Here is a 20,034-nt window from a genome sequence, read left to right on the forward strand (position 1 = left end):
GCCGTGAGCAGCCGGGCGATCACCGGCACCCGGTTTCCGCCGGCGGACGCCGGCAGTATCATCGCCCGCCGATAACGCACCGAGCCGGCACTGTCCCGGCACACTCCCTAGTCGTCGATCGCCGCCCCGTACAGCGCGTCCGTCGGCAGGCCGCCGAACGCGCGCGGACCGTAGTTCCAGGAGCCGGAGGTGGTCAGGCCCGAGCGGCCCGCGGAGAACACCCAGACGTAGCCGTCGTTCGTGTTCTCACCGGGTGCCGAGGCGAGCAGGCCGAAGCAGCCGTCGTTGTTCGGGTCGGTGAAGGAGACCTGGCCGCCGAACTTGTCGCCCTTCTCGACGGTGCCCGGGACCTTCGCGGTGCCCTGGTTCACGGACAGTGCGCCGGTGGACGTCATGCCCTTGGCCGAGCCGCGCAGGACCGTGACGGCGCCCGCGTCGGCGACGGCGCCGATGTCCTCGCCCGCGACACCGATCGCCACGTCCGCGTATCCGTCGCGGTTGCTGTCGCCGACGGAGAGGTCGGTGCCGAAGCCGTCGCCCCGCTCGTTCGTACCCGGCACGCCCGCCGAGTTCTGAGTCCACCACACGGGAGGGGTGCCCGGCCCCTCCCGGCCGGCCGCCCCGTCCGCACTGCCGTAGTAGACGCCGACCACGCCGCCGGTCATGTTCTCGCCGCCGTCGTCCGGGCTGTGCGGCTCGCCGGTGACCAGGTCGTCGTATCCGTCGCGGTTGATGTCGCCGGACGCGACGACCGGGCCGCCGCGTACCGCGGTGATCGGCAGCGGCTCGTCGTTCGACGCGGTGCCGGGCAGGATGTACGACCAGCCGTGGCCCGGCTCGGCGCCCACGCTGGTGCCGGAGACGACCAGGTCGGCGAAGCCGTTGTTGTCGTAGTCGCCCGTGGTCATCGACTTGGGCCGGATGCCCGGCGCGTTGGCGGCGGAGGCCTTGCTGAGCGTCTTACGCGGAGGAGAGGTGAGCGTGGTGCGCGACTTCTGCACCGGCCGCCGCGCCTGCGCGTCCGCGCTCTTGGCGGTGGGCTGGGGGGAGGGCTCGAAGGTGTAGACCGTCAGCCCGACCGAGTCCAGGACGGCGAGGGAGTCGCCGGGAGTGGTGTCGTCGAAACGGGCCGCGGCGAGTGAGGCGCCGAACCTGCCGCCCGTGGTGAGGTCGTCGGACTGCAGCCAGTTGCCGGTCGATCCGGTGAGGCCTTTCGGCGTGCCCCACAGGACGACCGCGGCGCCCGCGTCGGCGACGGCGCCGATGTCCTCGCCGGGGATACCGATGATCGCGTCGTCGTAGCCGTCGCCGTCGAGGTCGCCGGTGGCCAGCGACTTGCCGAAGTTGTCACCGGTCTCGGCGGCGCCGGGGACGCCCGTGGAGTTCTGGCTGAAGGCCTTGCCCCTGGTCGTGCCGATGCCCTTGGGTCCGCCGTACTGCACGGTCACCATGCCGGCGCCCTTGCGCCCGCCGACCGTCGCCCCGGGGGCGCCGACGAGCACGTCGTCGTATCCGTCGCCGTTGAAGTCGGTGTTGCGGTCGTTGGCGTGTGTTCCGCCGGGTGTTCCGGCGTAGGCGCTCGGAGCGGTCGCGACGACCGCGCCCGTCACGAGGAGAAACGATGCCGCCGCGACGGCGGCCGAGCGGTGCTTGCGCATGAGCGGCTCCTTGGCGCAGGTATGACCGGCTGGCTCAGGGGTGTGAGGGGTGTCCGGGTAGGTCCGGTTCCTGTACCCAGTGCCTTGTTTGACGCTGCATGAGGAGGAAGGGTTGTACCAGAGGCATGTCAGTTTTACTGAAGAAGATCACCTCTTCGACGGAAAAGATCGTTTCGAGCGTTGAGGTATGCAACGGCAGCCAGCTCCTCAGCGAGCGGAGGTCGGTGCGCGAGTGCGGGGAGCAGTACGGCATCCTGCGTGCTCAGGCCCTGATGCCACGCGACTCCCTGGGGCTCCTCGAGAAGGTGCCGGGAGAACCACGAACATGGCCCCCTCCCGACGACGCCGCCGCCTTGGCACGCTCGGACAGGGGCTGGCCCAGTTCCCGCCAGTGGTCGATCCACCCGGCCATGCCGAGCACCAGCGCACCGGACGGCGCATTGACGGATCCCAGGTCGACGAAGGTCTCAGACATGCGCCGATTGTGCCTTCCCAGTACGACAGGATGTGGTGCGAGGTGTCGGCACCCGTCGCCGGAGCCTCTGCGTTGCGACGACGACCTCCTTATCAGGGGCCGCTCGTCTAGAAGGGAGGGTTGTCGGGGCCACGGTCGGCCTGCGTGGCCGCGTCACGCCGTCGGTCGGCTAGTACCACTTCTTCGTGCACGCCCAACTACCCCCGACGCCGTCGTAGTGCTCCACACAGGGGCGGGTGGCGAGGTCGGCGTTCACCATCGTGGTGTAGGCCGGGTAGTTCGGAGACGCGTGGAACACGTACGGGTTGCGATTTCTGATTTCCAGCTTGCCCCTGAAGCTGGAGTTTGCGGCGTATTCGAAGCGCGCCCACACGGCGTTGCACTTCTTCGAGTACCGCATCTGAACGGGTGGCGGCCCGCCGCCGGCCGACCGGGCTACCGCGCCTGCGGGGGTGACGGCGTCCTTGTCGCAGCCTGTCGCGTTGGGGTTCTTGCCGTTGCAGGACGCCCCCTTGCAGGCGGGCGCCGCCGCGGCTTGTGCGGAAGCCTCGGCGGGAGCGGTCACGCCCAGCGCTAGGACAGCGAGGGTGCCTGCCAGGAGACGCGGAAGCCGGTGAGTAGCCAAGGAGACTCCTCTCGTGCGCTGTGGTGGGGCACAGCGCGTTGCGTTCAAGTTCACGCAGTAGGTGATAGCCAGCGCGTATGCCGTGTAGACCAGGGCGAGGCGGTGATCACCACAAAGAGTGGACCGCGCCCCGGATCGTGGCGTGGGGTTGACCCGGCCGACGGTGGCGGCCGGGGCGTCGGGTTGACGGCGGGCCTACGCATCCCAACTGGTCGTGATCTTCATGCCGGAGCCGTACGGCTGGTCGGGGCGGCTTCCCCGACGGTTCACCCTCGAGCGTGGAAAGTCGGCCCGTCGCACACCCGTGAGGGAAGGCATCCGCAGTGACGTGGACGCTGCCCGAACCGATGCTCTCCCCCTGTGGACACTCCTGCCCTGCTCGCCTTCCTCTGGTCAGCCCGCTGATCCAGAGGTGGACACCGCCGCGCGGTGCCGCTTCATCGACACGAAGAAGGCGGTCGCTTTTCCGGCGGTGGCTGTTCCTCATTCCCTCGCGGGTGCAGGGTGTCGGCGGGGGCGGTGAGGATCGCGGTGGCGGTCTCGGGGGCGGTGGTGTGGGTGAGGACGCCCCGGTACGGGACGCGGCGGCTGTCGTGGGGGCCGCAGGCGAGGGCGTGGTCGATGACCGCGGTGCGGCCGTCCGGCGTGACAAGTTCGATGACCACGACACGGCTACCGCACGACCGCCCACTCAGAGGGCGCCGAAGTCGGGCAGGGTGAGAGAGCCGTCCTCGGCGAGCGGAAAGCCCGGGTTGTGAGCGACCTCCCACGGATGACCGTCCGGGTCGGTGAAGGCCCCCGAGTAGAAGCCGTGGAGGGACTCGACTGCTGTCTTGGTGACCCTGCCGCCGGCCCGCTCGGCCTCGGACAGGAGCGCATCGACTTCGCTCCGGGACCGCACATTGTGTGCGAGAGTGATCCCTCCGAAACCGGTCGAGGGCCCCTCCTCGAATCCGCTGTCGCGGGCGAGCTTGTCACGCCCCCACAGCACCAGACCGAGACCGCCCGCCTGAAAGAAGACGGTCTCCTCAACCTCCTGGCCCCGCCAGCCCAATGCTTCGTAGAAACTTCGGGCACGGGCCAGATCTGTAACTCCCAGGGTGACCAGACTGATGCGCTGTTCCATGGCCTCAAGCTACCTTCCGGCCTCCTACGGCACATGGTCTGCAGCACTCCGGCTGCCCACTTCCCTCGCCTTGTGCACGCATCGATCCCCTGGAATCGATCATCCAGTGTCCTGAGTCTGGATATCTGAAGCGAGTTCCCGACTCAGGACACCAGGACCTGCGTGATGGGGCGATCGGTTTCCGGGGTCTCGTCGGAGCGCATGCGGGGGAGACAGATCAGCGGTCCGGCCAGGTGATCGTCGGCTGTTCGGAGGTGAGGGTGATCTCGAACTGTTCCAGCGGCGGAGCCCCGGCGCCGCGCCAGCGGGTGATGTGTGCCTCGACGGCGTCCCAGACGCGGGACGGCCCGCCCTGCCGGACCGTCCACCGGCCGTCGTGCTCCCGCAGCATCGCCCAGGCGCCGGTGTCGGCGTCGAGGAACAGGTGCTCCGTGCGACCGTCGCGGGTGAGGGTGACGTGTTGGGCGCGGGGCGCGGCGAGTTGGGCGACGAACCGGGTGGTCCAGTCGTCGATCACGTCGGTACCGAGGACGGCCTGCCGTTCGTCGCCCTCGTCGAGGTCGGGGAGCAGCCCCAGCGGCGGCGGCAGGTGCGGCCTGGCGAGCATGAAGGAGACCTGTCCGCCGAGGAAGCGGCCGGACGCCGTGCCGTCCTCGTGGACCGTGAGCCGGGCCAGTTCGGAGGAGTACAGCCAGCCGCAGAGGGTGACGAGCACGATCCCGCCGGGGCGGGTCTGCTCGATCAGCTCGCGGGGGACGGTGAGGAGCCCGCAGGTGGCGATCACCCGGTCGTAGGGGGCCCCGGCCCCGTGTCCGGCGAGGCCGTCGCCGACGACCAGGTCCGGGGCGAACCCGCAGTGCCCCAGCGCGGCGCGGGCGCGGGTGGACACGTCCTCGTCGACCTCGACGGAGGTCACCGCGTCGTCGCCGAGCCGGTGACACATCAGGGCGGTGGAGTATCCGGTGCCCGTGCCGATCTCCAGGACACGGTGGCCGGCGTCGACCCGAAGGTCCTCCAGCATGCGTACGACCAGGCCGGGCATGGTGCTGGACGAGGTGGGGGCACGCATGATCTCCCCGCGGACGTCCCCGGGCACGACGGTCCCGGCGACCTGCGTCACCAGGGAGGCATCGTCGTAACAGGCCGCCGGCCACCGCGGATCGTCCGGCATGACCGGGCTCCAGGCGGTGGGCGACGAGCCGTCGACCTCTTGGAAGAAGCCGCCGCGCAGGAACGAGTGGCGCGGCACCGCGGACACGGCCTCCCGCCAGGGCCCGGTCCGCAGGTGGCCGTCGGCGGTCAGCCGCTCGACGAGCCGTGCCCTCAACTCCTCGTCGTTCACGCCGTCCTCCTCTCCAGGAGATCCGCCATCGCCGCCACCATCGGCAGCCCGGTCTCCGGTTCCAGCCACGCCCACTGCCCGGACGGGTTGCACTCCAGTTTTCCGACCGCCGAGGTTCCCTAGAGGGCTGTGACCTGCGTTAGAACATGGCGTGCATGTTCGTGACGTGGTGGTGATGTTGGGTCATTGGTTCTGCTGGTTCTCTTCGATTTCTGAAGGACGAACTGGGGATGGGACGTTGCAGTCCTCCCGCCCCACACGCTGGCCCCCTTCACCGGCGCCGACACCCACCACGTCTACGGTTTCCACGTCAGGTAACCGCTGACGGCGGTCGGCCCGGTCCGTCCGGGCCGGGCCGACCGTTCGCGACGCACATGGTGATGAGGGGTGCTCGCCACCCGTTGCTTCAGGACGACCGAGTCCCACCAGGCGACCGTCACCCTCGCCTTTTTGCCGATGTGGCCCTGCCATGTGACGACGACTCCTAGATGATCGATTCCAAGGGGTCAGTGGTCGTAGGCGGTCAGTGAGCGTAGGACGGGCTGGCTGGTGTGGTCGTTGTGCCAGATCGCGGCGGTCAGCGCGAGGATGCGCTGCATGACGCGGGCGATGACACCGCGGGGTGTGCGCCCGCGGTGCTGTTCGAGGTCGAGCTGGCCCTTGAAGCTCTCGTTGACCGACTCGATGACCTGCCGCAACGGCTTGAACAGGGGCGCTCCGGGCCGTTCCGGCTCGCTCTTGCGGGCCGGCCGCAGCAGCCGGATGTCCTGCTCGGCCAACTGGTGCTCGAAGGCGCGGCCGAAGTAGTGCTTGTCGCCGATCAGCGTCTGCCCGGCCCGGGCGGCGACCAGTTCCGGTTCGGCGGCGAGCAGGTCCAGCAGGGTCTCGCGTTCGTCGGCCTTGGCCCCGGTCAGGGCGAAGGCGATGGGCAGGCCCTGCAGGGTGCACACCAGGTGCAGGCGCAGGCCCCAGAAGAAGCGGCTGTGGCTGGCGCAGTACCCGTACTCGGCCCATCCGGCCAGGTCGGAGCGCTTGACGGTCTCGCGGGAGCGTCCGCACTCCACCGGCGTGGAGTCCACGATCCACACGTCATCACTCCATACAGAGGTGTCGGTTGCCAGCACCCGGGTCACCCGCCGCAGCAGCTCGGTGGCCTTGCGTAGGCGCTTGATGTAGCCGGGCTGCTTGGGCAGGTAGGGGAAGAGATGCCGCAGGTGGGCGCGGGCGTGGCGGAGCCACTTGGCCTCGGAGGTGAAGCCCAGCATGGCCTGCATCATCGCGAGCGTGACCAGCTCGGCATCGGTCAGTTGCGGGGCGATCCCGACCGCCGGACGCCAGGGCGCCAGGTGCGGTGAGTCCTTCAGCAGGTCGTCGGTCTTCACATAGAGTGCGGTGGCGAGGGAGTCCAACTCTGTCTTCACACAATGACGTTGGACTCCCTCCTTCCAACCCCGCGGGCGATTCTCTGGAACGGATCAGCATGTGGAGATCGATGGCTCCCGCGGACTCAGGCGCCCACGGTCCCGTCGACACCTTCACGCAGAAAGTCCGCGTGCCCGTTGTGGCGGCCGTACTCCAGAAGCACGTGCACCATCACCATCCGCAGCGACACCTCCTCGCCCCATCGTGGCTGATACCCGGCCTGGTCCAGGGACTCAGCCTCCCGCTCGATACGGCGCGAGTTCTCCACCTCGGCATCCCAGGCCACGAACGCCTCGTCCCTGGTCGACGCACTCGCGTCGTACGCTGCCTGAAAGTCGATCTTGTCGGACCAGACCATGGGCGCGTCGTTGTCCTCGAACACTCGACGGAACCAAGCACGCTCCACCTCCGCCATGTGCCGCACCAGACCGAGCAGCGAAAGCGTGGACGGCGGCATCGACTGCTGTCGCAGCTCCTCGTCGGTGAGCCCTTCGCACTTCATGGCGAGGGTCGCGCGGTGGTAGTCGAGGAAAGCCCGCAGCATGTCGCGTTCGCTGCCAAAACTGGGCGGTCCTATGCGGTTGTCGCTGGTCACTGGTTGTGCTCCTCATCCGTGCCTGCGTTGAGGGCCAGTATCTACTCCCGTCGGCTGTCCCCTACGAGGGCCGTCAACCGGACCTGATTGTTCCCTCGGAGGTCGCCGAACACAGGAACCGGAAAGGCTCATTGGACCCCGCAGCCGCAACTACCCCTTGGAATCGATCATCTAGAAGGGGGGCCAGGAGGAACCAGGAGGAGGGGGAGGGCTGACGCGGTTCCCGTCGCGCATTTCCGGCAGCCAACGCCGGTCGATGACGACGGCGGTCTCCTTGCAGGCGGCGCAGGCGTTGTCCCGGTCGGGCATCCAGAAGTACGGGGAGACGGAGAGGCCGCCGTGCACCAGGCCGCACAGGGTCGCGCCGGAATCCGTGGAGGCGTAGGCCGTGTCGTAGGCGTGGGCCACGTCCTCGGGCAGCTCGGGTGAGTCCGCCCGCTCCCAACGCTCGTGCACGGGCTGGTACTGGGGTCGTGAGACCTCACGGGGATCGTGTCCCAGCTCGGTCCACGCATAGCACCAGGGACAGAACCACCGCTCCTTCACCGGCAGGTCCCATGCCGCTCGCGGCTCGGCCGCCGGTACCTGCCGCATCTCGTGTCCACACACGTCGCACGTCACGGCCGGATCCTGTCACGGCACGGCGGCGGCCCGCCGACGGGACCGCCGTGGGGCGGGGGAGACCCGGAGCGGGGGAGTGACTGGGGTACGGGCGATTCGACGCCCTCGCCGCTGGACAGGCGGGCCCTGTACGGGAGGGGTCTGTACACGAGGCCGGGCCGAGCCGGGTACGAAGCCCGGTCATGTTCGCTGTCATCCTCATCCGGGCCCGGGCGTGGAGGCGTCGGGCCGCGTACTTCGGAGAGGCACCTTCTCAGGCCGGCGTGGCAGCATGAGGCCATGGTCTTTCGGCACCCCGACGGCGACTACGCGATCACTGTGATGTACTCGGTGCCCGATGACGCCTGGTATCTGGAACTGGATATCGTGGCCGGACAACGGGCTCTCGTGACCGCAATCGTCCCCGACGAGGATCCGGCACGGGAGCCGACGGTGTGCTTCGACCCGCACGCACAACACGCTGACGTCCCGTACGAGGTCATGCGCTGGTTCATGCACCAGGTCGATGAAGAGATCCGTACCTCTCGTGCCTGGATGCGGCTGAGACCGGAGCTCGTCGAGATCATCCACCGACTCCGTCAGGAGCACCTGGGCGTCATCGACGATGACGGCTTCCCCCGGGTTCTGGCCGACGTGCGCACCACGGTCCCCGAGGAAGACCTCCCCGCCGTTCTGGAGGCCGCCTTCGGGCGGAATCCTGACGGCACCACCATGGACCACTCGCGAACGCCCCAGCCTGTAGACGGCCAAGGAGACAGGGCCAGCCGAAGATGAGCTCGACGTCCTTGCCCACGCAGACGCGCAAGACGGTCACCAACGCGCTGACGTCTTCGGTCTCAGTCTGTCGGTGTCGGTGTCGGTGTCGGTGTCGGTGTCGGCGCGGCGCAGGCGTCGGCGATGGCCCGTGTATCCCAGTAGAACGGGCGGACCTCGGTGATCCGCCCGTCCTTGACCGTGATCGTCTGCAGGATGGGGAAGCTGAGTTCACGTCCGGTCGCGCGAGCGCGGGCACGGACCTGGGTGAGCACGACCGCGGTCTCGCCGGTGGCGAGGAACTCCTGCTCCACCATGTCGAACGACTCCCACACCTCTCCCCTCACGAGGAAGAACCGCGCCATGCCGTCGTGCCCGCGCCACGTGCCTCCGTAGGGCAGAGCCTCTGCCTGATGCAGTTCGACTTCCTGCGCGAAGAAGGGGGCGAGCAGATCGAACGAGGCCTCGCCGGGGCCTCCCGCCGCCAGGTACTCCGCCTCAGCCGCGTACATGCCGGTGAGAACCGTCGCTGACTCTGTGGTGGTGGGCATCGTCATGCCACCAGCCTGTGCACCGCGACAGGATCTTGCCGGCGGCGATCGGACACCGTTGTGCGACGGCGGTCGGCACTTCCACAACACGCCCCACATGCCGGTTCAGTGGAGGACGGTCGGCGCCGCTGGGGGGAAGGACGGTGACTCCGTGATCGCGAAGGAGGCTCGTGCCCGCGCTGCCGTCATGGCTCACGGAACCGCTCTGGGACCGCTTCGTGGCACTGCCTTCCGAGCGGCCCGAGTCCCACCCGGACCATCCACTCGGCTGCCACCGCCGACGTACCACCACTGGGGCGAACGCCCGAACCGCCGATCATGACCGTACCCTTGCCCGCGTGGCCTCCTGCAGAGGCCGCGAGTCCGCGGGTCAGTGGACGGTGTTACTTTCCGTGACATGACCGATCACGCGCTACGGCTGCTGCGGCAGGACCGCCGCCTGGCCGAACTGGCCGCCTTCCCCTTCGACTTCGACCTTGACCGCGCCGCCCACGGCCATGTCGAGGAGGTCCGCCTCGCCTCGGGCGGACCGCTGGAGACGGTAGCCGGGGACGATACCGGCGGCACGTACTTCGTGTGCGCGGACGGCTCGGTGCTCTACGCCGACTCGGAGGGCGCTGCGGGGATCATCGGCTCCAGTGTCGACGAGGCCCTGGAGCTCGTGATCGGCCTGCCCGGCTGGCGCGGCTGCACACGTCTGTCGCCGGACGACGGCGAGGAGAAGATCATGGCGTGCGTCGCGCAGACCGAGGACGAGATCCGTGAGTACTACGGAATCGACGAGGAGCGGGCCGAGCTCCGTGCGGCGCTGGGCTTCCCTGAGCGCTCCCCGGTCGAGCTGGTGGGCAGACTGCGTGCGGCACTGCTGCGCACCGAGCCGGACTTCGTCCTGCTCAACGCGGATGAGGGCTGCGCGTACGACCGGTTGGGCCCGGCCGGTCCCCCGCTGTGGGAGCCCGTGCTCGCGGCGGGCCGCGCCGATCTCGCCCGCCTGCGGGAGGGCGACCACACGGCATGGCGTGAAGTCGCCGAGGACCCGGTCCGGCGCCGGATCACCCTGCGGGCCGCGCAGTTCGACCGCGCCGAGGGAGATCTGGAGCTGCTGCGGCATCTGCTGCGGCACGAGACACGGTCCTCGATGACGGACGAACTGCGGCTAACGGCCGTGCTGGTGGGGCTGCGCGGGGACACCGGAGACCTGCCGCTGCTGCTCGAGGTCCGGGAGACGGACTTCGACACGGCGTGCGGCCTGGGCGGTATGCCGGAACCGGGTGCCGGCGCGGACGAGTTGCGACAGTGGGCGCGGGAGCTCGACGAGTCGATGTTCGGGACGGACCCGTCGGACGAGCCGGTCTCCACATGGACCGACCTGGCGCGGGACCAGGGGATGACGGACCTCGCGCGGGTGACGCTGATCCGCGAACTCGACAGCATCTTCATGGACCAGAGCAGACTCCGCCGCCCCGATGCGCCCCGCACCCTGGCCATGGCTCCACTGAGCGGGCTCGCCCGGGACTTCGAGGAACTCGGCGACCTTCCCCAGGCGCTGCGCGCCCAGCGCCTGTACGCCGCCCTTCAGGAGACGGCATGGGACCGGGCCTCGGCCCGGCACACCCTGGCCCGCCTGGAGCGGGAGGCGGGCCGGCTGCCGCAGGCGGCGGACAGCCTGGCCGCCGTGCGCGACGCCCTGGCCACCCCGGGCGACGACTCACTGCGCTATTGGCAGCAGGTCAACCTCGGCCGCTTCATCGCCGAGGAGCACTACCGGCTCACCCTCGCCCTGGCCGACGCGGGCCGCCCCGAGGAGGCCCGTGCCCTCCTTACCGCCGCCGACGCCGTACTCGGCGAACTCTCGGAGAACGCCGCCAAGGGCGTCCGCGAGCTCGCCGAGCGGACCGCTGCACGCGTGCGGGAGGTCGACTGAGGACGGGCACGGCGGGTGGCCGGTCCGCCAGGAAACAGTGGTTGCCGAAGCAGTCTCCTCGCCCGCTGCCACGAGCGACGCACCACCGTCAACGACGGTGGCCGCGGCGTGTACTTCATGGACCCGGCAGGCCACGCCATGGAACTCATCACCGTGCCGTACGGCGGCTGGACCTCGTCACCACATGCACCGAGGGCCGCGCCCCAGCGCGGGATGCGGCCCTCAACCGTTGCTCTTACCCATGTGATCGCAGCCGGCGCCCTGCGATGCCGGCCCCGCCGCCCAGGGGCTTCCCATAAATGATCTCCGAGCGGCTTCGGTCGGGGCAGCCCGGGAGAGCTCGCGGCCGTTGTCGCTCGGTTCTCAGGGCTCCACGCCACAGCGTCGCGCGATTCCTTTGAGGCGTTCGAGTTCCCGTCGCGCCGCTGTCGGGTGGGCGAGGTCGAGGGCCATGCCGGCGCGGGCCGTGATGTAGAGGATGTCTCGGTGGGTGGCGGTGTCCAGGCCGGGGGCGGCCTGGAGGCGGCGGCCCGTGACGCTCAGGGAGATCGCGATGCTGTCGAGTTCGTCACGCAGGTGCAGAGGCAGCACCTCCCGCAGGTCGTCCTTGGCGTAGTCGCGCGCCTCCCGGTCCGCCGCACAGGGGCCAGGCAGCACGGGAGCCCAGGGAAGGCCGGCTTCTCGCGCGTCGTCGTACATATCCGCCACCAGGGCGCGTGCGGACTCGGGATCGCCCGCGGCAGCTGCCTCGCGGGCCGATCGCAAGGTGGAACGCAGTCGTGCACGGGCCTGGGGGTCTTCGCCGGTCCGGGCGTCCAGATAGCCGGACCACACGTCGAACGCTTTGCTCAGCTCGGCGTCCAGCATGATCTTGTACACGTCCGGCACTCTGCCGCCCCTCCGTCGAGCCCGTCCTGGCATGGACGGCAGCGGTCAGAATAGGACAGGCACTGGGCGGGATGCCTGCGCAGTACCCGGTGGCAGAGTGCAGGCCTCCGCCTCAACTGAGATGCGTACTGCCGAAGAGCCGAGTGCCCGGTGTCAGCTGAGCAGTGCAGGCTCATTTCACCCGTGACCAACAGGTGCGGGACAGCCTTAGCGGGGACCATCAGCACCGAGCCCTCTCTGCCAGCCTTTGGTGAGATGTCCCGCTGCGTCGGGTTGGCCTGAGAGGGCACGGCAGGAGAACCACCCCCTCATGACCAGCACCAGGTGCGGCACATTCCGCCCAGACCGTCTTGCCGGGGCCACCCGAACGGCGCAGGTGGCAGCCCCATCGGTCGGCCGTCGCCGCGACGAGCAGCAGCCCGCGCCCGCCCTCGCCGTCGGTCGGAGGTGGGGACGGCAGCGCGGTAGACGTTCACCACGGGTGTCGCTCACCTCGATGCGTACGGTTCCGGTCGCGGCGTCGGCCGCCAGCAGCAGGTGGAAGTCACGGCCGTCCACGCGCCCGTGCCGTACGGCGTTGGTGCACAGTTCGGCCGCGACGAGCGTGACGATGTCGTGCGCGGCGCTGCCGTACGGCACGCCCCAGGCGTCCAGCCGGTGCCCGCACAGGTGCCGGGCGAGGCGGGCGCCGCGCGGGGTGGAACTGAAGCACATCGTGAACTGGTGCACCGCGGGGGGTGGTTGTGTTGCGCTCACGGTCGCGTTCCGTGGCCCGGCGTGACCAGCGGTGACGCGCCGACGCGACCCCTTCGTACGCGGCGGGTGCGGGCGTTGTACGGACGGTGCTTGATGGCGCTTTTCCGGCGGCGCCCGTTCCGCATTCCACTGAGGGTGCCGGGCGGATCGTAGGTGTCCGGGACGTTTTCAACCGGCTGAGTACGATCACCTACGCCGGTCTGAGTACGCGAGTGGTTGCCCGCCGCGCGCGGCGCCGGAAGGGTGGACGTATGCGCCGACTGCTGCTGCTCGTCCCGTTGTTGCTGCTCACCGTAGGCTGCGGGGTGGTGCAGTCCTCCGAAGACGAGGCGACGGACGCCGCACGGGAGGTGGCCAGGAAGGCGGGCGAGCGGCTCTACGGCCAGCGTCCGCGCACGGCGGAGGAGGTAGGGCGTTCCGCTTCCGGTATCGACGGGGTGGAGGTACTGCGGGTGACGGGTACCTCGACACACGACGGGGACGGCGTCGACGTGGTCGTCCGCACGTCCGGCTCGGCGTACAACGGATGGCTCGACCCTGAGGAGGTCGCCGTGCGGCGCTGTTTCGCGGTGCGGGTGTCGCCCAAGTCGGAGTGGGGTGAGGATCCCCGTGACGTGGACTGCCCGGATGGCCCTCCGCTGACCTTCGCCCCGCCACCCGAACCGCCCCGGCTGCCGTACGAGGAGCTTCGCGCGACACTTCCCCGGGTGCCGGAGGGAGGCCGGGTGGACGAGGCCGAGGTGCGCCGTACGCTCGACGCCCTGGACCTGCATCCGGCGATCCGTACCGAGACGAAGACGGACGGCGGTCGGGTCGGCGTTCTCCTGTCGGTGAAGGGCAACGGCTTCGACGCGCAGGACTGCCTTCTTGCCCGCGTGGGCCCCGGCGCCACCGAGGTGTGGGTGCCGCCCCGGATCCAGCGGATGCCCGGAGAGGGCGGCTGCACCACCGGCAACGCCCTGGACCCGCAACCGCCACCGCACTGAACGGGGTGCCTGGCTCCGGCGAAGAGCCGCTCAGAGCGAAGCGCTCCGCCCTGTAGTGCTGGTGAGGCGGAGCGCATGCGTCAGGCACAGGTCAGCGGCCCGGCCAGGTGATCGCCGGCTGGTCGGAAGTGAGGGGGATCTCGAACTCCTCCAACGGCGGAGCCCCGGCGCCGCGCCACCGGCTGATGTGCGCCTCGATGACGTCCCAGAGGCGGGACGGCCCGCTCTGCCGGACCGTCCACCGACCGCTGTCCTCTCGGAGCACTGCCCAGGCGCCGGTGTCGACGTCGAGGAACAGGTGCTCTGTGATGCCTTCGCGGGTGAGGCCGACGTGCTGAGCGCGTGGCGCGGCGAGCTGGGCGACGAACCGGGTGTTTCAGCCGTGGATCACGTCGGCGCCGAGGACCGCGCCGTCGGAGGGGTCGCCGGTGTTGGTGGCAGGGCTACCGGGTCTATTCGCAGTGCACCGGGCTTCAGCCCGGTGGTGAAGCGAATCTTTGGCCCGCTCTGACCTCAGATGTGTGCACGGATCCGCACTGTTCGCCTCAGCCGGCGTCAGAGCGGCCGGTTCTGCTGCTCGATGTACTGCTTCACGACGCTGAGCGGCGCGCCGCCGACCGACCCGGCGAAGTACGAGCCGGACCACAGGCGTTGCGCCCGCCAGTAGTGCCGGACGAGGTCGGGGAACTCGCCCCCGGCCTTCGGCCGGGAGGTGCCCCCAGCCGCAGACGGCGCGAGGACACGCCCTTTAGGGAGTTCACCAGCCTGGACACGGCGACCTTCGGCGGGAAGTTCACGAGCAGGTGGACGTGGTTGGCCTCGCCGTTGAACTCCACCAGCTCGGCTTCGAAGTCCTCGCACACGGCCCGCATGATCTCCTCGCAGCGCGTCAGGTGCCGGCCGGTGAAGACGGAATGCCGGTACTTCGTCACGAAAACCAAGTGGACATGCATGCGGAAGACGCAGTGACGACCAGTACGAATGTTCTCATCGATACCCCTAAACCAATTGCGTATCGTGATCCGCGTGCAGCTTCGGTACAGCTTCCGCCTGTACCCGAGCGCCGGTCAGCGCACGGCGCTGGCGAGGGCGTTCGGGTGCGCGCGGGTGGTCTACAACGACGCGCTTCGCGCTCGGGAGACCGCCCGCAGCGAAGGGCTGCCGTTCCCGAAGACCGGAGACCTGTCCAAGACGCTGATCACCAAGGCGAAGCACACGCCGGAACGGACGTGGCTCGGCGAGGTGTCGGCGGTGGTCCTCCAGCAGTCCCTCCGCGACCTGGACGCCGCGTACAAGAACTTCTTCGACGGCCTGAAGGGCAAGCGCCCGCGCATGGGTGCGCCCCAATACAAGTCGCGGAAAGACACCCGGCAGACGGTGCGCTTCACCGCGAACGCCCGCTGCTCCATCACCCCGGGGCAGAAGCTGCGCCTGCCGAAGATCGGCGACCTCAAGGTGAGGTGGTCGCGCACGCTGCCGTCGACGCCGTCCACGGTGACGGTGATGAAGGACAGCGCGGGCCGGTACTTCGCGTCTTTCGTCGTGGAGACCGGTCCGCAAGAGGTGCTGCCGGAGACGACGCCCGAGCTGGGCATCGACCTCGGCCTCGGGCACTTCGCCGTCCTCTCCGACGGCACGAAGATCGACAGCCCGCGCTTCTTGCGCCGGGCCGAGAAACAACTGAAGAAGGCGCAACGCGCCCTCTCCCGCAAGGAGAAGGGCAGCAAGAACCGGGACAAGGCCAGGTTCCGCGTCGCCCGGGCGCACGCCCGTGTCGCGGACGCGCGCCGCGAGTTCCACCACCGGCTCTCCACGAAGCTGATCCGCGAGAACCAAGCGGTCGCCGTGGAGGACCTGGCGGTGAAGGGACTCGCCCGCACGCGCCTGGCCAAGTCCGTGCACGACGCCGGATGGTCGGCATTCGTGGCCATGCTGGAGTACAAGGCCGCCCGGTACGGGCGCGTCTTCGTCCGGATCGGCCGCTTCGAGCCCACCAGTCAGGTGTGCTGCATGTGCGGCGTGAAGGACGGCCCCAAGCCTCTGCACGTTCGCGTGTGGACCTGCGGGGCGTGCGGGGCCGTCCTGGACCGGGACATCAACGCGGCGGTCAACGTCGCCAAGGCGGCCGGACTGGCCGTGTCAGCCCGTGGAGCGCGGGTAAGACCGGGACTCGTCCCGGCACCGCGCAGCGAAGCGGGAACCCACCCGACACCGCAGCCTTCCACGGCACGGTAGGCGGGAATCGCCCCCGCTCACGGGGGCGAGGATGTCAATCGCGCGTACACCTGGTCGGGATCCGCCTCGGGCAAGGTGTGCGCGACCCGGTAGAGGGCGGCGGGCAGGTGTGAACCGTCGATGTCCATGTTCTGCGGGTCCATGTAACGGTCCGCGCTGCGCAAAGCGGAGGGCTCGAGCGCGAGCCTGCGCCACGACTCCATCTCCCGCCGAGCAGCGAGGATCGTCGGGTCGTCGCTGGACGTGATGGTCGAGACGACCGTGGCCGGGGCACGCGAGGCCGCTGCGGGTTTGGGCTGACCACGACTGCCGCCGTCCTGGTGGATCTTGACGATGGGTTCGCCGGACGACGCGTCCGTGTCGGTCGAGATGTAGGGCGCACCGCTGCGGTGCCCGATGATGACCTCGTTGCGGAAGCGGCCGGCGCTGTGGGGAAAACGGAGGTGGTTCTTGGCTGCTCCCTTGGTGATGTGTTGCAGGTTCTCGCGAAGCAGCGTCAACCGGCCGAAGCGGTCGAGCCCGGAGGGCTCCTGATAACCGATCTCCAGCTCGTAGCGCAGGAAGGAGGTCGTCGGTTTGGCCACCCGCCCGAAGTCGTCCTCGATCACCGGCGGGACGATCATCTCGGCAGCGAAGCGCATGCGATGCTGTCCGGACCGGTATCCCTTCCAGAAAAGGTCCCTCGGGTCGCCGTGGCGCTCGCCGTGCACCCCACGGACCTCCTGTGCGGCCTCCATCATGGAGCGGTCGGCAAGGAGGGACAGGAACTGGATCGCGTCGAACACGTTCGACTTGCCGGTCCCGTTCTCCCCCGCGATACAGGTGACCGGTCCGAAGTCGATGGACAGGTCCAGCAGGTTCTTGAACCCGTGGACCTCCAATCGGGTCAGCATCGGCCCTCCGTCAGGTCTGGCTTCCGCGCGCGGTCGGTTGTCTTCCGCGCGCGGAACATCGTGGCTCAGCGTATCCGGGACGGCTGACATCGGGCCGCGCATTCGGTGCGGTCATTCCGCCGGGGGCCGACACGCACTCAGGGACGCCCACACCGTCTTGCCGGGACCGTGACGACGGTCGGTGACGCCCCAGTCGTCGGCCAGGGCGGTGACGAGGAGGAGGCCGCAGCCGGACTCGGCGTCGGGGTCGGCGGGGGTGGTGACGGCGGGCCGGCGTTCCGCGTGAGTGTCGGAGACCTCCACGCGCAGCCGCCCGCCGTCCGCCTCGCAGGGTCGCGGTGAAGGCCATGGCGAACTCGGTGGGCGGCGTGGGAGCGGGGGAGAGCAGCCGGTGCCGCTGGGGGGAGGAACTGTGCATGCCGTCAGCGTGATGGCTGCGGCGGGCGTCTCACCAGCAACGACGCCTGTACGGGAGTGTGCTGTACGTGAGGTGGGGCGCGCCCGGTGTGGGGCAGGGGGACGGAGTGATGTCAACTCTGCGGACAGGTAGGGATGTTGTCCCTATGGTGGGTGGTGAGAGTCGATGCCCGGTGGGAAGGGGTTCTGTACGGACTCCGGGTCGGTCCGCCGAGCCGGAACCACGGATCACGTCGTGAGGGGACGGCATGACGGCGACCGCGCCAGCGGGCGGGACACCGGAACCCCGGCCGAACACCGCCGGGAGCAGCGGGGGAAGCACCACTCCGGGACCGGCAGGGCAGAGCGGGACCCCGGACGGTACCTCACCGCCCGCCCCCGTGCCGCCCCCGCCGACGCGACCCCCGGACGTGCCGCCCCCGGCTTCCCCCGGCGCGGGCAGCGGGGCCGACGACGGTCTGCGGACGGTCCTTCCCGAAGTGCTCGGCGTGCCCGCGGGAGCCTCCCGGCGCAAGAGGAGGCTGTGGTTGACGGTGGCGGCGGTGAGCGCTGTGCTGGGAGGTCTGGGCGGGGCGCTGCTGGCTTACGCCATGATCGGGCCGAGCGTCACCAAGGAGAACGACTCCAACAAGGCGTACGACGCCTCCCAGCCGCCCTTCACGGTGTCCGTGCAACCCGAGCAGAGTGAGTCCCGTGAGTGGGCGATGGTGCTCGACCGGACACTGACCGACGACGAAGTCCGGAAAATGAAGTCCTTGAAGGGCAGTTCGGCAGTCTTCTCCTACCTGAAGTCGCTGGGAGGCCACCCGCTCGCCTACGCGCCGTTGCTGGAGCACGCTCCGCAGCGGTACCTGGAGGAGCAGACCTCCAGTGGACGCATGGAGTTCTCGGACACGTTCAAGATGACCGTGTTGAGCACGCGCCAGTACGCGGTGACCATCAACGACTGGAAGGTCACCGACCTGACGTGCCGGGAGAGCACTGCGCAGGCTGTCGTCGGTCTTCCACCGCAGGGCGGAGTCGCCTACGAGGGAATCCGGCTGCACCTTCCGCCCCGCGCCGACGAACCGGTGCTGACCGACGACACCGAGGGACAGGGCGAGCCCTATTTCGACAACCGCTTCGTCGAGGTCGGCAACGGTCAGTCGTCGGGCGGGCTCCGGGCGGAGGTGATCGCGCCGCCTGGACAGTCGTGCGAGTGGGGCGTCCAGGTCCACTACAACGACACCCATCGGCCGGAAGGGCGGTGGATCCAACTGAAGGACGACAAGGGCGAGCCGCTCCGCATCCGCACGGAGTCCGTCCCTGAGGATCCCCGGCAGAGTTGGATCTTCGGGTCCATGCCCTGGACGTCGTGTCACGACAAGCCCGAGGAGAAGCATTGTTACGGGTTGCTCTGACGGGCAAGGTGGCGGTCCTGGTCGCTGTGCTGGCCGTCCTGTGCGTCCAGGGGTGCGGCTCCTCGCAGTCCGAGGAGGAGGAAGGGCCGGAGCCGGGTCCCTCGGCGCCCTACTGGGGCAACCGCGGTTACACCCTTCCGGACAACCCGTTCACCCGCGAGGGCACGGTCGTCACCGCGACGTGCAGCATGGGTGCGCGTTACGCCGGGGTCAACGTGCAGGCCTGGGATCCCGAGCGGTGGGAGCTGCGCGAGACCCGGAACTTCTTCATCCCCGTCGACGCCGCGTTCAGCAACTACCCGGACGTCAAGGATGTCCACAGCCCTCTCGTGGACCTCTGCGGAGTGAGTTCGGACAGTCCGTCGCCTTACGCCGTGGACGATCTGGAGTACGTGACTCCCCGGGTCCGTGCCCTGTTCGACCTCGCGTACACGCGCATGGCGGTGGTGCTCCGGGACCCGGACGGGAGGACGACGCACGCCGGCTACGTGGAGAGCGGCGGCAATGCCGACGACTTCGTGAGCCTGAGCGACGCGCAGGGCGACGACGAGCAGAACGCCGTGATGGCACCCGACGGGCGGAGCGTCTGGTTCACGTACATCACCGGCGACGGTGAGCGCAGGATCGGTTCGCGATCCACGGAGGGGGATCACCGGCTGTCGGACGAGGGCCCGGCGATCGGGCACGACCTCCCCCTGACCGTCACCGGGAAGTCCCCGCGTGCCGTCCAGGCCAACATGGTGCACCTCGCTCCCGACGGCCGTCGCCTCACCGCGACCGCGCCGAAGATCTACGGGCACGTCTTCCACACCCTGGACACCTCGGGACCGCTCACCGCGGCATCGGGCCGCTCCGCCACCCTGCTCAGTGGGTGCGTCGGTATCGTCGGCTGGGTCGGCGACGAACGGGTGCTGTGCCGCACCCAGTCCGCCAACTTCCGGACCGTGGATGCTCGTAGCGGTCGTCCCGAGGGGAACGCCGTCGCCGTGGTCCGCGAGGACGACGGGAGGGTCGCCGAGGGGATGGTGGTGTCGGCGGACGGTGAGAAGTTCATCGCCTCCGTTCACTCGCCCAACGACCGCTCGGGGCAGCCGGTGGGCCTGGGCGACTTCCGGGTGGTGTCGACCTCGGGAGAAGGGGCCGCGATTCCTGTCTCCGCTGATTCCTTGACCAACGACACGGTGTTCCTGGAGTGGCGGTGAAGCGCATGGGTGCGTGTGTACAGGTGGGTGCTGTACGGGGGAGGGCGGGCGCTTGTCCCCGGTACGGGGGAAGCGGGCAGAAGCGGTGCGCAGGCCACGATGCGTGTCCCTAGAGTGAGCCAGGAGTGACGGTCGGGTGCCTGCGGCGGGACGCGGGGCGGGCGC

19 protein-coding genes and 5 pseudogenes are annotated in these 20,034 nt (G+C 69.4%); 8 read left to right on the forward strand and 16 right to left on the reverse strand.

Annotated features, from left to right (window positions below):
• Window positions 1–107 precede the first annotated feature (107 nt).
• From AC6F7H_RS26650 to AC6F7H_RS26695, 10 genes and pseudogenes are all read right to left on the reverse strand, one after another.
• A complete protein-coding gene (locus tag AC6F7H_RS26650; protein ID WP_500759567.1) occupies window positions 108–1,658 on the reverse strand; it encodes an esterase in 1,551 nt (516 codons plus the stop codon).
• A gap of 262 nt (window positions 1,659–1,920) precedes the next feature.
• Complete coding sequence (locus tag AC6F7H_RS26655; protein ID WP_500759569.1) at window positions 1,921–2,133, reverse strand: hypothetical protein; 213 nt, start codon at window positions 2,131–2,133, stop codon at window positions 1,921–1,923.
• 169 nt (window positions 2,134–2,302) lie between these two features.
• Window positions 2,303–2,758 carry a DUF2690 domain-containing protein gene (locus AC6F7H_RS26660; RefSeq protein WP_500759571.1) on the reverse strand — a complete coding sequence of 152 codons (456 nt, stop codon included), beginning with the start codon at window positions 2,756–2,758 and terminating at the stop codon, window positions 2,303–2,305.
• Window positions 2,759–3,195: 437 nt separating this feature from the next.
• Window positions 3,196–3,423, reverse strand: coding sequence for a hypothetical protein (locus AC6F7H_RS26665; RefSeq protein WP_500759572.1), 228 nt, complete (start codon window positions 3,421–3,423; stop codon window positions 3,196–3,198).
• Between the two features lie 26 nt (window positions 3,424–3,449).
• Window positions 3,450–3,884, reverse strand: a complete 435-nt coding sequence (locus AC6F7H_RS26670; protein WP_500759573.1) for a VOC family protein — start codon at window positions 3,882–3,884, stop codon at window positions 3,450–3,452.
• A gap of 217 nt (window positions 3,885–4,101) precedes the next feature.
• Window positions 4,102–5,226 carry an ATP-grasp peptide maturase system methyltransferase gene (gene tgmC, locus AC6F7H_RS26675; RefSeq protein ID WP_500759574.1) on the reverse strand — a complete coding sequence of 375 codons (1,125 nt, stop codon included), beginning with the start codon at window positions 5,224–5,226 and terminating at the stop codon, window positions 4,102–4,104.
• A pseudogene (locus tag AC6F7H_RS26680) lies at window positions 5,223–5,324 on the reverse strand (ATP-grasp ribosomal peptide maturase); the annotation flags it as partial. The gene tgmC and the pseudogene AC6F7H_RS26680, both read right to left, overlap by 4 nt.
• Window positions 5,325–5,732: 408 nt before the next feature.
• Window positions 5,733–6,647 (reverse strand): IS982 family transposase, encoded by a 915-nt coding sequence (locus AC6F7H_RS26685; protein ID WP_500759576.1) that lies wholly within the window; start codon window positions 6,645–6,647, stop codon window positions 5,733–5,735.
• A gap of 86 nt (window positions 6,648–6,733) precedes the next feature.
• Window positions 6,734–7,243 (reverse strand): DinB family protein, encoded by a 510-nt coding sequence (locus AC6F7H_RS26690; protein ID WP_093531971.1) that lies wholly within the window; start codon window positions 7,241–7,243, stop codon window positions 6,734–6,736.
• A gap of 171 nt (window positions 7,244–7,414) precedes the next feature.
• On the reverse strand, window positions 7,415–7,837 hold the full coding sequence (locus tag AC6F7H_RS26695) for a hypothetical protein (protein ID WP_500759578.1): 423 nt from the start codon (window positions 7,835–7,837) through the stop codon (window positions 7,415–7,417).
• Window positions 7,838–8,143: 306 nt separating this feature from the next.
• On the opposite strand from AC6F7H_RS26695, the gene AC6F7H_RS26700 reads away from it, so the two are divergent.
• Complete coding sequence (locus AC6F7H_RS26700) at window positions 8,144–8,638, forward strand: hypothetical protein (protein ID WP_500759579.1); 495 nt, start codon at window positions 8,144–8,146, stop codon at window positions 8,636–8,638.
• Window positions 8,639–8,700: 62 nt separating this feature from the next.
• Here AC6F7H_RS26700 and AC6F7H_RS26705 read toward each other — a convergent pair whose 3' ends face one another.
• A complete protein-coding gene (locus AC6F7H_RS26705) occupies window positions 8,701–9,174 on the reverse strand; it encodes a nuclear transport factor 2 family protein (RefSeq protein ID WP_500759581.1) in 474 nt (157 codons plus the stop codon).
• A 164-nt stretch (window positions 9,175–9,338) separates the two neighbouring features.
• Between AC6F7H_RS26705 and AC6F7H_RS26710 the strand changes: the two are divergent.
• The 3 genes and pseudogenes from AC6F7H_RS26710 to AC6F7H_RS26720 all read left to right on the forward strand — a co-directional run.
• Window positions 9,339–9,452 (forward strand): annotated as a pseudogene (locus tag AC6F7H_RS26710) (IS5/IS1182 family transposase); the annotation flags it as partial.
• Window positions 9,453–9,565: 113 nt separating this feature from the next.
• Window positions 9,566–11,092 carry a hypothetical protein gene (locus AC6F7H_RS26715; RefSeq protein ID WP_500759582.1) on the forward strand — a complete coding sequence of 509 codons (1,527 nt, stop codon included), beginning with the start codon at window positions 9,566–9,568 and terminating at the stop codon, window positions 11,090–11,092.
• Window positions 11,093–11,182: 90 nt separating this feature from the next.
• Window positions 11,183–11,266: pseudogene (locus AC6F7H_RS26720) on the forward strand (VOC family protein); the annotation flags it as partial.
• Window positions 11,267–11,455: 189 nt separating this feature from the next.
• Here AC6F7H_RS26720 and AC6F7H_RS26725 read toward each other — a convergent pair.
• Window positions 11,456–11,980 carry a hypothetical protein gene (locus tag AC6F7H_RS26725; RefSeq protein WP_500759583.1) on the reverse strand — a complete coding sequence of 175 codons (525 nt, stop codon included), beginning with the start codon at window positions 11,978–11,980 and terminating at the stop codon, window positions 11,456–11,458.
• 220 nt (window positions 11,981–12,200) lie between these two features.
• Window positions 12,201–12,694, reverse strand: a pseudogene (locus AC6F7H_RS26730) (ATP-binding protein).
• Window positions 12,695–12,987: 293 nt separating this feature from the next.
• Here AC6F7H_RS26730 and AC6F7H_RS26735 point away from each other — a divergent pair.
• Window positions 12,988–13,722: a translation initiation factor IF-2 gene (locus AC6F7H_RS26735; protein ID WP_500759585.1), complete on the forward strand. Its 735-nt coding sequence runs from the start codon at window positions 12,988–12,990 to the stop codon at window positions 13,720–13,722.
• 555 nt (window positions 13,723–14,277) lie between these two features.
• Here the strand turns inward: AC6F7H_RS26735 and tnpA are convergent.
• Window positions 14,278–14,675 (reverse strand): annotated as a pseudogene (gene tnpA, locus AC6F7H_RS26740) (IS200/IS605 family transposase).
• Window positions 14,676–14,748: 73 nt separating this feature from the next.
• Between tnpA and AC6F7H_RS26745 the strand changes: the two are divergent.
• Window positions 14,749–15,957 carry an RNA-guided endonuclease InsQ/TnpB family protein gene (locus tag AC6F7H_RS26745; protein ID WP_500759587.1) on the forward strand — a complete coding sequence of 403 codons (1,209 nt, stop codon included), beginning with the start codon at window positions 14,749–14,751 and terminating at the stop codon, window positions 15,955–15,957.
• A gap of 17 nt (window positions 15,958–15,974) precedes the next feature.
• Here AC6F7H_RS26745 and AC6F7H_RS26750 read toward each other — a convergent pair whose 3' ends face one another.
• Both AC6F7H_RS26750 and AC6F7H_RS26755 read right to left on the reverse strand, forming a co-directional pair.
• A complete protein-coding gene (locus AC6F7H_RS26750; protein WP_500759589.1) occupies window positions 15,975–16,850 on the reverse strand; it encodes an AAA family ATPase in 876 nt (291 codons plus the stop codon).
• Between the two features lie 111 nt (window positions 16,851–16,961).
• Window positions 16,962–17,153, reverse strand: coding sequence for an ATP-binding protein (locus tag AC6F7H_RS26755; protein WP_500759590.1), 192 nt, complete (start codon window positions 17,151–17,153; stop codon window positions 16,962–16,964).
• 656 nt (window positions 17,154–17,809) lie between these two features.
• On the opposite strand from AC6F7H_RS26755, the gene AC6F7H_RS26760 reads away from it, so the two are divergent.
• Both AC6F7H_RS26760 and AC6F7H_RS26765 read left to right on the forward strand, forming a co-directional pair.
• The gene (locus AC6F7H_RS26760) at window positions 17,810–18,667 is read left to right on the forward strand and encodes a hypothetical protein (protein WP_500759592.1); all 858 of its coding nucleotides are present in this window, start codon (window positions 17,810–17,812) and stop codon (window positions 18,665–18,667) included.
• A complete protein-coding gene (locus tag AC6F7H_RS26765; protein ID WP_500759594.1) occupies window positions 18,649–19,869 on the forward strand; it encodes a hypothetical protein in 1,221 nt (406 codons plus the stop codon). Before AC6F7H_RS26760 ends, AC6F7H_RS26765 begins: the two co-directional genes overlap by 19 nt.
• Window positions 19,870–20,034 lie beyond the last annotated feature (165 nt).

The organism is Streptomyces sp. MMS24-W38, from assembly GCF_059889265.1.